The sequence below is a fragment of the uncultured Campylobacter sp. genome, from assembly GCF_937980635.1.
Taxonomy (GTDB): domain Bacteria; phylum Campylobacterota; class Campylobacteria; order Campylobacterales; family Campylobacteraceae; genus Campylobacter_B.
In genome coordinates this window covers 147,971-159,896 of record NZ_CALJPG010000022.1, presented here as the reverse complement: position 1 = coordinate 159,896, position 11,926 = coordinate 147,971, and the positions used below count along the sequence as shown (strand labels likewise).

Here is an 11,926-nt window from a genome sequence, read left to right as displayed (position 1 = left end):
ATGTAGAGCAAGGTTTGCAGAAAAATTCTGACGCTCAAAATTCTGATGCCTTAAATTTTGATACTTCAAAATCCGATACCTCAAATTTAAACGCTTCGAATTTCGATACCTCAGATTTAAATAATACAAATTTTAAAACTTTAAATTATAATGATCGAAATTCAGACAGTCTAAATTTAAACGCGGAGCTCGATAGAAAATTTCAAAATTTAGATCCAGACAATGCTACTTTATTTAAAAATTCTAAGGCTAGGAACTACGACAAAGATCCGCTAGTAATTAAAAACTATGAAAAGTTTTTTGTTTACGCGCGGCTTTTTATAATTCTTCCGACATCAGGTCTACCGCTATTTCTTATTCGAGACATTATAGACTTCGGATATATCAATACATACGAATATTTGCTATCCTGTATGGTGCTATTGCTGATAGCCGTTATTACTTATATCTTTACCGCAATACGCAATAAACGCGAAATAAGATTTACCGATCAATACATAGAATTTTTATATAAAGGGATTATCAAAAGGCAGTGTAAGGTGGAAGAGGAAGTATTGCGTAGAAATTTTTCAACGGAAAATTTTCGTGCCTCATCTTTTGTTGTGCTAGTTGTATTATGTGTCGGTTCTCTGGGTATTTTCTTGGTAGCGCTAATTTTTATGTATATAACCAATATGCTTCTAAAACTAATCGTCTATTTCTATATTAACCGTTCTTTAAAAGGTTTTAAAATTTTCCCGTTTATAAAAGTCGCCAGACCTGGATATGGCAAGTATCTATACAATGCTGTTGCCATAGCGGCGCACTACTATTTGATTTATTTGTATAGCAGTCAAATTTACGACGAAGTTAGAGAGTATTTTCTGCAGAAAAATATAAATATAAACTATATTAAAAAAGACTATACGGTTTTTATCTAGGGGGATATGCGAAGGGGCGGTAAATTTAAAACTAAAATTTCAATATTTTATGGTGCCGTCATTAAATTTCGTAGCGATACCGAGTGCAAATACAGCGTAAATTTAGCGCTAAATTTTATGCGTAGAAGCGCTTGTTGAAATTCTAACCGCCTGTCGCTGGAATAAAATTTCGTCGGTAGAATTTCGCCTCTGCGATATTTCTACGCGGAATTCTATCGGTAAAATTTCGAAGGCAAAAATTTTGCGCCTAAACCCTCTTAAACCTCGCCCTGCGAATTCCGCCCGAGCGAAATTGCCTTGTGAAATTCCGCCCGTTTATATTCGGCTAAGCTCACACTCGGTAGTATTTGTCATTTTATTTGCGGAGGTTGCTTTGAAAGAGATAAAATCCAAGCTCATCATAGCGTGCTTGGTTGTTTTGGCGGGCGTATTTTTCTTGATCGTAGGCGGTGCGTTTATGGACAGATCCAAAACTCAGCCCGCGCAAAATTCCACGGCGAGTCGCGCCACAACCTCCGGCAACTCCTCCAATCCGCCGCTAACGTACGAGGATCGCGCTGCACGAGCGAGGTACCGGTACGAAAGGCTGGGCGCCGAGTTAGATTTAGATGAGTGCGTAGTGCAGGGCGATGAGCGAATGGAGTATTTCTGCAAGCTTTTGCGCTCCAAGGACACTGCTCGTATTTTGGCATTTATGCGAGAGCAGCGCATCACTGCGGGCGATCCGCTGCAGTTTGGTATAACGGCGATAATGTATTCTAGCTTTTACAACGATGCAAACACCACCGAGGAGCTGATCTATCACGGAGCGGATATCAACCGCACGGACGATTTTTCTCATTCGGCGCTAAGCTATGCTATCGAAAATAACTCTACCGCCGCCGCGGAAGTTCTACTTAAGCATGGAGCTAGCTTTTCTAGCGTTAAATATGTTCGTCCGTGGCTTACATACCCTGGATACGGTGACTCCTATTTGGTTGTTACTAGCGACGCACAGGTAAAGACATATTCCATAACGCCTAAAAGCGAAGGTACTAGTGCGGTATCCGATCCACTCTATTACGCCGTAGCAGGCGGATTTTTGCAGATGACGGAGCTTATGCTTAGCAGCGGTGTAAGACCTGAGATTGCCGCTTGGACGGACGATCATTGTATTGCTTTTACGCTCAAACACCGCAAAGATGAGCGGCAGCCGAACTGCTCCATCTATCAGATGCTGCCGCAACGATATGACGCGAGTATGCTAAATCTGCTACTTAAATACGATTTAGCAGGGCTTCCGGACGATGAGCGTATTCGAAAAAAATACGATGACTGCCGTAAGGATTTGGATACGTTGAAGGAGTATAAGAAAATATACCTAGAGCATATGGATAATTATTGTTACGATGAGATTATTTTAGATTGGACTTTATTAAACAGCTCTAGGTATGAGCTGCTTAGATATATGATGACGGAGCGCTCAAAGTATTCGGAAAATGATGTAATCAAGCTTAACAAAGGCTCGCTGCCCGATCTTAATAGATGCGGCTCGGTAACGCCAAATACAGCACTACTTGATATCTACGATACGCTTATAAAGCACTATTCCTCGCTCTGCGGCGATGAGCCTAAGGGTGCAAGCGGCTTTGATTTAGATAAATTTTTTAGATATTTGCAATTAGAAAAATTGGAATATTATCTTAAAATAGAGTATAAAGGCAAGGTGATAGAGGTAGAGGAGTACGATAAAATTTTAAGGCGCGATGCTTCTAAGCAGCTAGAGCAAGTGAGATCCAAGACTGCAGATACTGCGTCCGCCAATAAATAAAATTTCGTAAAGCTTTTGGCTATGATCGCTACGTATTTGGTAAAATTTTAATGATTTTAATTTGCGTCAAGCTTTTTTTGTTTTTTAAATTAAATTTTACTTAAATTTATGAATGCGATGCTGTTAAATTTAGCAGTTATTGTGTATTTAATATAGAAGTCTATCAAATGTGTCTTGTAGGCTTGTTTGAATTTAAAGAATTTGCTTCTTGACATCTTCGAGCTTCATAAGATAATCTTTAAATTTCGCATTTCTTCGATATATCCGTAGTAAATTCCAAAAAGTATGATCTAAATTAAGATTCTTTTTCGTCAGATCTTTAAAATATTCGAGCGGCTTGCCGTGTTTATAAATAAGATCAACCACTTTATCGTCGTTGTTTTTAATATCTTGATCATCGCATATAGCATCTATAATTTATATAAGATCGCGAAATATCATGGTTCTTATATTAATATGGGATAAATTTATATATAGCAGATCTCATAATTTATGAAATTCATAATGTTAAAGATGGGTTAGAAATATAAAATTTTAAAATATTACAAATTCTAAGCCTAAACTTTTATCAATAATTTTTATTATTTAATAAATATTTTAATTCATATATGTATAATTGCAAATAGATTTTATTAGAAAGGAATAAATATGAAAAAACTAACCACTACTTCGGGTAATCCTATCGCGGATAACCAAAACTCCCTTACCGCAGGCAGCCGCGGCGGTATAATGTTGCAAGATTATCAGCTACTTGAAAAACTAGCCCATCAAAACAGAGAGCGTATCCCCGAGCGTGCCGTTCATGCAAAAGGTAGCGCCGCATACGGAACATTAGAGATTACGCAGGATATCTCGCGATATACTAAAGCCAAAGTATTGCAAAAAGGCGAGAAAACAAGGTTACTTTTGAGATTTTCTACCGTTGCCGGTGAGACTGGAGCAGCTGATGCTGAGCGCGACGTAAGGGGCTTTGCGATTAAATTTTATACCAAAGAGGGCAACTGGGACTTGGTCGGAAACAACACTCCCGTCTTTTTTGTAAAAGACCCGTATAAATTCCCGGATTTTATCCACACGCAAAAGCGTGATCCTCACACACACCTCCGTTCAAATGAGGCAGCATGGGACTTTTGGAGCTTAAGCCCTGAGAGTATGCATCAAGTAACCATCCTGATGAGTGACCGCGGTATTCCGGCCAGCTACCGTCATATGCACGGATTTGGCAGCCACACCTACAGCCTTATAAATGACAAAAACGAAAGATTTTGGGTTAAATTTCACTTCAAAACTCGCCAAGGCATTAAAAATTTAACCAACGCTCAGGCCTCACAGATCATTGCAAAAGATCGAGAGAGCAATCAACGCGATCTTTTTGAGAGTATAGAAAAGGGCGACTTTCCAAGCTGGGATTTTAAAATTCAAATAATGACTCTACAGCAGGCAAAAGAGGTCAAATTTAACCCCTTTGATCTAACCAAAACTTGGCCTCATAAGGAGTTCCCGCTCATCGACGTGGGCGTCATGACGCTAAACCAAAATCCGAAAAATTATTTCAATGAGGTTGAGCAGGCCGCATTTAGCCCGTCAAATATAGTGCCTGGTATCAGCTTTAGTCCCGATAAGATGCTGCAAGCAAGGATATTTAGCTACCCCGACGCTCAAAGATATCGTATTGGCACGCACTACGCGCAGCTAGATGTTAATCGTCCTGTAAGCGAGGTCAATACTTACGTCGTGGGCGGCGCGATGAATAACGGAATGTATGAGCTTGACGATAAGGCTTACTATGAGCCTAACAGCTTTGGCGGTGCCAAAGAGGATCGTGCTTTGTTAGAGCCTGATATAAGCATAGAAGGCGCGATGCAAAGATACGATCACAGAGTCGAGGATCAGGATTATTATTCGCAACCTAGAGCGCTTTTTGAGCTAATGAGCGACGAACAAAAATCGCAGCTTTTTAGTAATATCGCAGATAGCATGGAGGGTGTGAGCGAAGCGATAAAAGAGCGTGCGATAGGACATTTTGAAAAAATTTCCGCCGACTACGCAAATGGCGTAAGAGCCGCTTTGAAAGCAAAAAATTGACGAGATTAACGCAGGCTGAGGAGCAAAGATATGGCGAGCTTTGCGCTATAGCGCTTGATTTTGCTAGGCGAGATAATGCTGACGAGCTGGAAAAGATGATAAAAGCCGGTCTTAGCGTAAATTTAAAATCCGTCAAAGGCGACACGCTTTTAATGCTGGCTAGCTACAATAACGCGCTAAAGACTGTAAATATGCTGCTCTCAAACGGCGCCAGAGTCGATGAGCGTAATAACCGCGGGCAAACTCCGCTCGCGGGTGCGGCCTTTAAAGGGCATTTGGAGGTAGTCAAAGCTCTCGTAGACGCCGGCGCGGACGTAGAGGCTACGAGCGGTCTTGGTATGACACCATATGCCTTTGCCGTGATGTTTGGTAGGAGTGAAACGGCAAAATTTTTACTAAGCAAGCGTAAAAAGCAGGGATTGTTACAAAGACTGGCGGTTAAATTTTTAGGAATTTTCGCCAAAAAGAGCGCGCGAGCGGTTTAAATTTGATATGCCTTGATATTTGGCGGTTTAAAATTTACGCGCTTTAGCGCTTATACACGGTTTAAAATTTGACGTATGTTTTGCTATGCCTCCCCATTTCGTCTGAATTTAGCAGGTCTTGTCGGCTTCGCCCATTGGCTCAATTTTTGCAATGAAGTTCGGTATGATCTATTGCGATCCTTGTGGCAAGACTATAAATTTTCCTTTGAATTTTTGCAGAGTTTGTAAATTTTTAAGATTTTTCAGCGCGCTTGGAATTTTATTGATTTTTGGATCGAGCTTGTCTTGTAGCTAGATTTGGCTTAGTACTGCGGCTAAATTTTACCATTTTAGGTTCATCGATCGAGCCTTTTATGCCGAGTGCCGATTATTATATGTAGCCTAATTTTGATATCTTAAGGATCACGACTATAAGCTCTTAAATTCCATCTCCAGCTGCTTGCGCCAGTCTTGTAGCGAGCGCTCTGCGCCCGCGGCGTATTTTTCGATAAGCGCGTCCGTTTTACTTAGAAACTCAAATAGCTTGCCCTCCCACACGGCGGGGTTTAGGTTGCTTTGATGCATCGTTTTGATATAGACTAACTCCTTACTGAGAGCTTCAAGCTCGTCTAGATAGCTCTCGCGAGCCCCTTCTTCTCGCAGCTCTAGCCGCTTTAGATCTCGCAGTTTGTCCTCTAAAATATCGCAAAATTTCATATACCTTTGCGAGCTAAGCTCGGGATCTGCGGCGTCTGCGCGCGCGGAAGCCTTTTGGACCTGAAAATACACGAGCGCGCCCACCGCAAGGGCGACTGCGAACATCAAAGCGAAATTAGCCATTTTTTCTCCTTAAGCCATCCAAGCCCACGACCGCAAGCCCGAACCAAATTAGCGAAAAGCTCAAAATTTTGTAAGTCTCAAGCTCTTCGCCGTAGATAAATACCGCGATTAGCATGCTCATACTAGGGCTGATGTATTGCATAAAGCCGATCGTAGATAGCGGCAGATACTGCGTGCTTACGGCGAAGGTAAGCAGCGGCAAAATCGTAATTAGCCCGCTTGCAAACAGCAGCGCGCCGCTTGCGCTAAAGCCGAAGGCGCCGCTTCCTTTCAGCGCGCAGTAGATCAGAAACGCAAGCGCGGGCAGCAGCATCAGCGTCGTCTCGCAAAACAGCCCCTCAAAGCTAGGCACTTTTACCTTCTTGCGTATGAGGCCGTAAAATGCAAAGCTAAGCGGTAGTACGAGCGAGATTATCGGCAGCCTGCCTAGCGCGTAAATTTGCACGCCGATAGCCGCAAAGGCTAGCAGCAGGGAAAGCTTGGCCGCCGTACTTAGCCGTTCGTGCAGAAACAAAGCGCCCAAAAGCACCGAAAATAGCGGATTTATAAAATATCCGAGGCTGGTGGCTAAAATTTGATCGGAATTTACCGCGTAGATATAAATGCCCCAGTTCGTGCTGATAAGTAGTCCCGTACAAAGCAGCGTGAGAGCGATTTTGGGAGTACTAAGAAGCCGCGCGACGTTTTTTAAACGGTGCGTAAAGCATAGGAAAACGAGCAGCAGCACGAAGGACCAAACGACGCGATGCGCTAAAATTTGCACCGCATCCACATCCTTTATGAGCTTGAAAAATATCGGAAAAACGCCCCACATAACAAAGGTGGCAAGAGCAAACATTAGCCCTTTAGTGCGGTTTTCTTCCATAAAATTCCTTCCAAATTGCCTAAAGGCGCTATTTTAAGATTTTTTGGGTTAATAAAAGCTTATTTGGGTATAATCGCGAAATTTTACGAAATCTAGGAGGGGCTATGAGCTGGAGTAGGACGTCGTGGAAAGATTATAAAATTTTACAGCAGCCGATTTATCAGGATGAAAGTGCGGTGCAGGCCGCTAAAGAGCGCCTTTACAAGCTGCCGCCGTTAATTTTCGCGGGCGAGGTTCGCAACCTAAAAGCCGAGCTTGCGCGCGCCAGCGAGGGCAAGTCGTTTCTGCTTCAAGGCGGCGATTGCGCGGAGAGCTTTAATGATTTTAGCGCGAATAATATCCGCGATATGTTTAAGGTAATGCTTCAGATGGCGATCATTCTTACCTTTGCAGCGGGACGCCCCGTCGTTAAGGTAGGTCGTATCGCAGGGCAGTTCGCAAAGCCGCGCAGCAGCGACTTCGAGGAGGTGGGCGGTGTGCGACTGCCTAGCTACCGCGGCGACATAATCAACGGCTTTGAGTTTAACGAAGCGGCGCGCAAGCCGGATCCTGCGCGCATGATCGAGGCGTATCATCAAAGCGCTTCTACGCTGAATCTGCTGCGCGCCTTTTCTCGCGGCGGTCTTGCGAACCTGCACGAGGTGCATAAGTGGAATTTGGGCTTTTTGAAAAAGGGCGAGCTGGAGGCTAAATTTAACGAGCTCAGCGATGAAATTTCGCGTACGCTTAAATTTATGGAGGCGTGCGGACTGAGCGCCGCAAATTCTCCGAGCCTTGCGGAGACGGTGCTTTACACCTCGCACGAAGCGCTGCTGCTACACTACGAGGAGTGCCTGACGCGCATCGACAGCACCAGCGGCGATTGGTACGACTGCTCGGCGCACATGCTTTGGATCGGCGAGCGCACGCGCGGTGCGGACGATGCGCACGTACATTTTTTAAGCGGTATCAAAAACCCTCTCGGCGTCAAGATCGGCCCAAGCGGCACCGCGGATGAAATTTTGCGCCTTTGCGACAAGCTCAATCCGCAAAACGAAGCAGGCAGGCTAAACGTCATCATCCGCATGGGCGCGGATAAGATTGGCGCGCGGCTGCCGCAAATTTTACGCGAGCTAAAGCGCGAGGGCAGGGCGATCCTATACAGCATCGATCCGATGCACGGCAACACCGTCAAGGCTGCCAACGGCTACAAAACGCGCGAATTTTCTAAAATTTTAAGCGAGGTTCAGAGCTTTTTCGAGATCCACGCCGCGGAGGGCACGCACGCGGGCGGCATCCATCTTGAGATGACCGGTCAAAACGTCACCGAGTGCACGGGCGGCGCATTTAACGTGACGCAAGAGACGCTAAAACAGCGCTACGAAACGCAGTGCGATCCGCGTCTAAACGCAGATCAGGCGCTAGAGCTTGCGTTTTTGCTCGCCGATAATCTAAAAAAGGCGGAATAATCCGCCTTTCGTTGCGCGAGAATTTGGTCGCGGCTTGGAATTTTAGTCGTAGTTTTAGGAGTTTTGACGTAAGCCGGCGCTGCGACGGTGCTTTGCACTTGAAATCTAATCATATCTTGGCGCGGGCGGTTAAATTTACGCGGCTTTAATCTAAAATTTATATGGAGCAATCACAAAAAATTCCGTAAAATTTTATCGTAGCGGAAAGGCGGCGCCACTAGGTTCTACGAGGAATTTTAATCGTAGCGCTAGAATATGCGACGTCGCGGCAAAGCGTAGAATTTCGCCTGAATCTGTAATGCTTTGTTTGATTTTATTTTAGTTTTGTGGCGCGGTTTGAAATTTCAAAAATTTTACTGTCGCGGAATTTGGAAATTTAATTTTAAGCCTATTAGTAGAAAAAACTATTGCGGCTGATTTAAGAGTTTTGCAAAGTCAAATTCATTAAGCCATTTTGATTTCGCTCTTCATATCTACTATTTTTGACATAGATTACTCCTTAAATTTGATTTTATTGAGTTTCATATATTCTTCAAAATAGTCCCAAGGACCATGATATAGCGTTTCAAGTCCGTTCCCGCAGTTATCTACGCGTATCCTTATCTCGCCATAATTATTGCTTGTCCATGTTTTTGTCGTATTATCTTCTAGTAATGTAGTACCGCGATAAGTAAGTTTATTTAGATCCCTTTTTCCCGTTTCAATTGAATCGATATCTTCACAAAAACTATCAAAATTTCTATTTTTTAACATTGCCATCAGCGAGCCTGTTGTTCCACTATACTTTATAATGTACACGATCTTATCGCTTTCTCCTCGAATTTTATCAGAGGCAGTGAAATTCTTATCAGATTTAAACGCTGCAATAGAGTTATATTGAAAAAATTTTAATATCAAATCCGATTCTTGATGCGTTTTTTCATCGTGATACTTTCTCTTGTAATAAACCGAATAATTAAGTTCTCCTTTATCATTAAAAAGCTTGTTATCCTCCCATGGATACACCACGCTTTCATCGTCTATAGCTTTTAGTATGGATTTATCTATCTGCGTGACTTGTTTCCCGTCTTTACAAATTTGTCTGCCGATAGACAATAGATTTTCTAAATTTAATTCTTTAGATACTTTCCAAAATTCACACTTATCATCGGGGCGCTTGTCGCCGTTACACTTACGATAAATTTCCCACCAGTCGATATCAAAGTCTAAATCCTTCGGCCTACTGTCTCTTAAAAAGATTTCATAAAAAGGGTAATTGCTCTTTGCATGCTCATTTTTCAAATACTGCTTAAACGCTATCTCTTTTAGTTCATTATCCGATAAGATGCCAAAATGCAAGGGATTGGTGCAAACTCCGGCGTAGTTTAAGCCCATATTTATAGGCATATAAGGGATAAATGTCAAAATGCAGATGATAAAAATCGCAGAGATTATATAATGGCGCTTTATAAATTTTAGAAAATTAATAAGATATTTTTTCAAAATTCGTCCTCTTATATATTCGTTATTTCGTTAGTTTTATATCGAGTGCGACTACCGCGATTGCGACGTTTGCGTCGTGCGTGATGCTAAGGCTTGCGGATTTGATATGAAATTTTTTACAGATTTTTTTACGTATTTTTAGATGCGGCGCGCCCAGGGCGTCTTTGTAAATTTTAGCGTCTTTAAAGCCAAATTCCGCGCCGATGCCGGTGCCTAGCGCCTTGCTAAGCGCCTCTTTGGCGGCATAGATGCCCGCGATATTTTCATCGCGCAGCGCGGATGAGCGTTCGGATTTTTTCAAAATGCGCTTTAGAAATTTCGCGCCGTATTTTGCGCGCAGCGCCGAGATCCTGCGCACCGCGGTTATGTCCGTGCCGATCTTTATCACGGTCTGGCGCCCCGCGGCTTAAATTTAATCACGATTACAGGCTCTCTTTAATCTCGATGTCGATGATCTTATCGCCCTGTCTGATCGCGTCCAAAACCGCTAGGCTAGGCTGATCCACGATTTGTCCGAACACCGTGTGCACGCCGTCTAGGTGCGGCTGCGCGCTGTGGCAGACGAAAAACTGGCTGCCGCCCGTATCGCGCCCCGCGTGCGCCATCGAAAGTGCGCCGCGCACGTGCTTGTGCCTTTGGCGGTCGCATTCGCACTTTATGCGCCAACCAGGGCCCCCCGTGCCGGTGCCGCGCGGGCATCCGCCTTGGATCACGAAATTTGGAATTACGCGGTGAAAATTTAGCCCCTTGTAAAACCCGCTGCGTGCGAGGCTAGCGAAATTCGTAACCGCTTGCGGGGCTTCGTCACCGAAAAGCTCCAGCTTCATATCGCCCTTTTCGGTTTTTATCACGGCGTATTTATCGCGCGCCAAAGCCTCTTCGTCAATGTCGTAAATTTTTAAGCTTTCCATTTTTTCTCCTATGCGATGTTGGTGTAAACTGCCTGCACGTCGTCGTCATCCTCTAGCCGCTCGAGCAGCGCGTCTATGTCGCCAAGCTGCTCCTCGCTAAATTCGTGCTTTTCGTTAGCGACAAATTTTAAGCTTGCACTGATGATCTCAAGCCCTATCTTTTCGATACCTTCGTTTAGCGTGCCGAAGCTTTCGTATTCGCCGTAGATTAGTAGCGTCTTTTCGAGCTCGCCCTTATCGTTTTCAAACTCGTTGATCTCAAGCTCGCTAAGACCGAAGTCGATGAGCTCAAGCTCCAGCTCCTCGATGTCGCGGCTCGGCAGCTTGGTCTCAAAAACGGCCTTGTGCGAAAACATAAATTTCAAACTGCCGCTCGGCAAAAACTCGCCCTTGGCTTTGTTTAAAATCGATTTTACGTTTGCGACGGTGCGGGTCGGGTTATCGGTGGCGCATTCGATTATTAAAAGCGCGCCGTGCGGCGCCTTGCCGTCGTAAAAGATCGTTTTGATATCGGCACTATCTTTGCCGCTAGCGCGCTTGATAGCTGCGTCGATGTTGTCTTTGGGCATATTTTGCGCCTTTGCCGTGGCGATCGCGGCGCGCAGCTTGGAGTTCATCAGCGGATCTTCGCCGCCCTCTTTCGCAGCCATCGTTATGGCCTTGCCCAGTTTTGGGAAAAGTTTGCTCATCTTCCCCCATCTAGCTTCTTTTGAAGCGCGTCTGTATTCAAAAGCTCGTCCCATAAAATTCCTTAAAACTTAAATTTAAAAACGGGTGATTATAACGAAAAACCCTTAAATTTCAGGAGCGGGCGTTGAAATAAAATTTATTAAAAAGTAGTATAAGTTTTGAAATTTTAATCCAAAGGAGAGGCTCATGGCTTTGAAACAAAGCGTAAAATTTAAGGCGCAAAATATACACTGCGAAAACTGCGCGAGGACGATCAAAAACGCGCTCAAAGAGGATTTCGGCGAGATCGAGGTAGACGTAGCAAGCGGAGTGGTGAGTTTAAGCCTAGATCCGCGCGACGAGGCTAAATTTAAAGAGGAGATGGATGATTTGGGCTTTAGCGTCGCAGAAAAGCTAGCCTGCGAAAACTAA

The 11,926-nt window shown here is 44.0% G+C and carries 12 protein-coding genes; 6 read left to right on the top strand and 6 right to left on the bottom strand.

All coding sequences use genetic code 11. The features are described 5' to 3' along the window. The 4 genes from Q0460_RS06445 to Q0460_RS06430 form a co-directional block, all read left to right on the top strand. On the top strand, nucleotides 1-920 hold a 920-nt coding region (locus tag Q0460_RS06445; protein ID WP_299086005.1), incomplete at its 5' end, for a hypothetical protein. 373 nt (nucleotides 921-1,293) lie between these two features. Then, nucleotides 1,294-2,730: an ankyrin repeat domain-containing protein gene (locus tag Q0460_RS06440; RefSeq protein WP_299086004.1), complete on the top strand. Its 1,437-nt coding sequence runs from the start codon at nucleotides 1,294-1,296 to the stop codon at nucleotides 2,728-2,730. 648 nt (nucleotides 2,731-3,378) lie between these two features. Beyond that, nucleotides 3,379-4,815: a catalase gene (locus Q0460_RS06435; protein WP_299086003.1), complete on the top strand. Its 1,437-nt coding sequence runs from the start codon at nucleotides 3,379-3,381 to the stop codon at nucleotides 4,813-4,815. Further along, entirely contained in the window at nucleotides 4,812-5,300 is a 489-nt protein-coding gene (locus Q0460_RS06430) for an ankyrin repeat domain-containing protein (protein ID WP_299086002.1), read from the top strand. The genes Q0460_RS06435 and Q0460_RS06430 overlap by 4 nt, the downstream gene beginning before the upstream one ends. 408 nt (nucleotides 5,301-5,708) lie before the next feature. Here the strand turns inward: Q0460_RS06430 and Q0460_RS06425 are convergent, their stop codons facing one another. Both Q0460_RS06425 and rarD read right to left on the bottom strand, forming a co-directional pair. Next, nucleotides 5,709-6,119: a hypothetical protein gene (locus Q0460_RS06425; protein WP_299086001.1), complete on the bottom strand. Its 411-nt coding sequence runs from the start codon at nucleotides 6,117-6,119 to the stop codon at nucleotides 5,709-5,711. After that, nucleotides 6,112-6,984 (bottom strand): EamA family transporter RarD, encoded by an 873-nt coding sequence (gene rarD / locus Q0460_RS06420; protein WP_299086000.1) that lies wholly within the window; start codon nucleotides 6,982-6,984, stop codon nucleotides 6,112-6,114. The genes Q0460_RS06425 and rarD overlap by 8 nt, the downstream gene beginning before the upstream one ends. A 104-nt stretch (nucleotides 6,985-7,088) precedes the next feature. On the opposite strand from rarD, the gene Q0460_RS06415 reads away from it, so the two are divergent. Further along, the gene (locus tag Q0460_RS06415; protein ID WP_299085999.1) at nucleotides 7,089-8,432 is read left to right on the top strand and encodes a class II 3-deoxy-7-phosphoheptulonate synthase; all 1,344 of its coding nucleotides are present in this window, start codon (nucleotides 7,089-7,091) and stop codon (nucleotides 8,430-8,432) included. 492 nt (nucleotides 8,433-8,924) lie between these two features. Here Q0460_RS06415 and Q0460_RS06410 read toward each other — a convergent pair whose 3' ends face one another. The 4 genes from Q0460_RS06410 to Q0460_RS06395 are packed head-to-tail and all read right to left on the bottom strand — an operon-like array spanning nucleotide 8,925 to nucleotide 11,568. Next, nucleotides 8,925-9,914 carry a hypothetical protein gene (locus tag Q0460_RS06410; protein WP_299085998.1) on the bottom strand — a complete coding sequence of 330 codons (990 nt, stop codon included), beginning with the start codon at nucleotides 9,912-9,914 and terminating at the stop codon, nucleotides 8,925-8,927. 22 nt (nucleotides 9,915-9,936) lie between these two features. Beyond that, complete coding sequence (acpS, locus tag Q0460_RS06405) at nucleotides 9,937-10,302, bottom strand: holo-ACP synthase (protein ID WP_299085997.1); 366 nt, start codon at nucleotides 10,300-10,302, stop codon at nucleotides 9,937-9,939. A gap of 34 nt (nucleotides 10,303-10,336) precedes the next feature. Beyond that, nucleotides 10,337-10,825 (bottom strand): peptidylprolyl isomerase, encoded by a 489-nt coding sequence (locus Q0460_RS06400; RefSeq protein ID WP_299085996.1) that lies wholly within the window; start codon nucleotides 10,823-10,825, stop codon nucleotides 10,337-10,339. A gap of 8 nt (nucleotides 10,826-10,833) precedes the next feature. After that, on the bottom strand, nucleotides 10,834-11,568 hold the full coding sequence (locus Q0460_RS06395) for a YebC/PmpR family DNA-binding transcriptional regulator (protein ID WP_177388917.1): 735 nt from the start codon (nucleotides 11,566-11,568) through the stop codon (nucleotides 10,834-10,836). Between the two features lie 133 nt (nucleotides 11,569-11,701). Here Q0460_RS06395 and Q0460_RS06390 point away from each other — a divergent pair, with 133 nt between their 5' ends. Further along, nucleotides 11,702-11,926 carry a heavy-metal-associated domain-containing protein gene (locus Q0460_RS06390; protein ID WP_297882052.1) on the top strand — a complete coding sequence of 75 codons (225 nt, stop codon included), beginning with the start codon at nucleotides 11,702-11,704 and terminating at the stop codon, nucleotides 11,924-11,926.

Excerpts from the sequence above, each read along its gene's own strand:
- Q0460_RS06400 (WP_299085996.1), bottom strand. The coding sequence starts at position 10,825 with ATGGAAAGCTTAAAAATTTACGACATTGACGAAGAGGCTTTGGCGCGC.
- Q0460_RS06390 (WP_297882052.1), top strand. The coding sequence starts at position 11,702 with ATGGCTTTGAAACAAAGCGTAAAATTTAAGGCGCAAAATATACACTGC.
- Q0460_RS06425 (WP_299086001.1), bottom strand. The coding sequence starts at position 6,119 with ATGGCTAATTTCGCTTTGATGTTCGCAGTCGCCCTTGCGGTGGGCGCG.
- Q0460_RS06395 (WP_177388917.1), bottom strand. The coding sequence starts at position 11,568 with ATGGGACGAGCTTTTGAATACAGACGCGCTTCAAAAGAAGCTAGATGG.
- rarD (WP_299086000.1), bottom strand. The coding sequence starts at position 6,984 with ATGGAAGAAAACCGCACTAAAGGGCTAATGTTTGCTCTTGCCACCTTT.
- Q0460_RS06435 (WP_299086003.1), top strand. The coding sequence starts at position 3,379 with ATGAAAAAACTAACCACTACTTCGGGTAATCCTATCGCGGATAACCAA.
- Q0460_RS06415 (WP_299085999.1), top strand. The coding sequence starts at position 7,089 with ATGAGCTGGAGTAGGACGTCGTGGAAAGATTATAAAATTTTACAGCAG.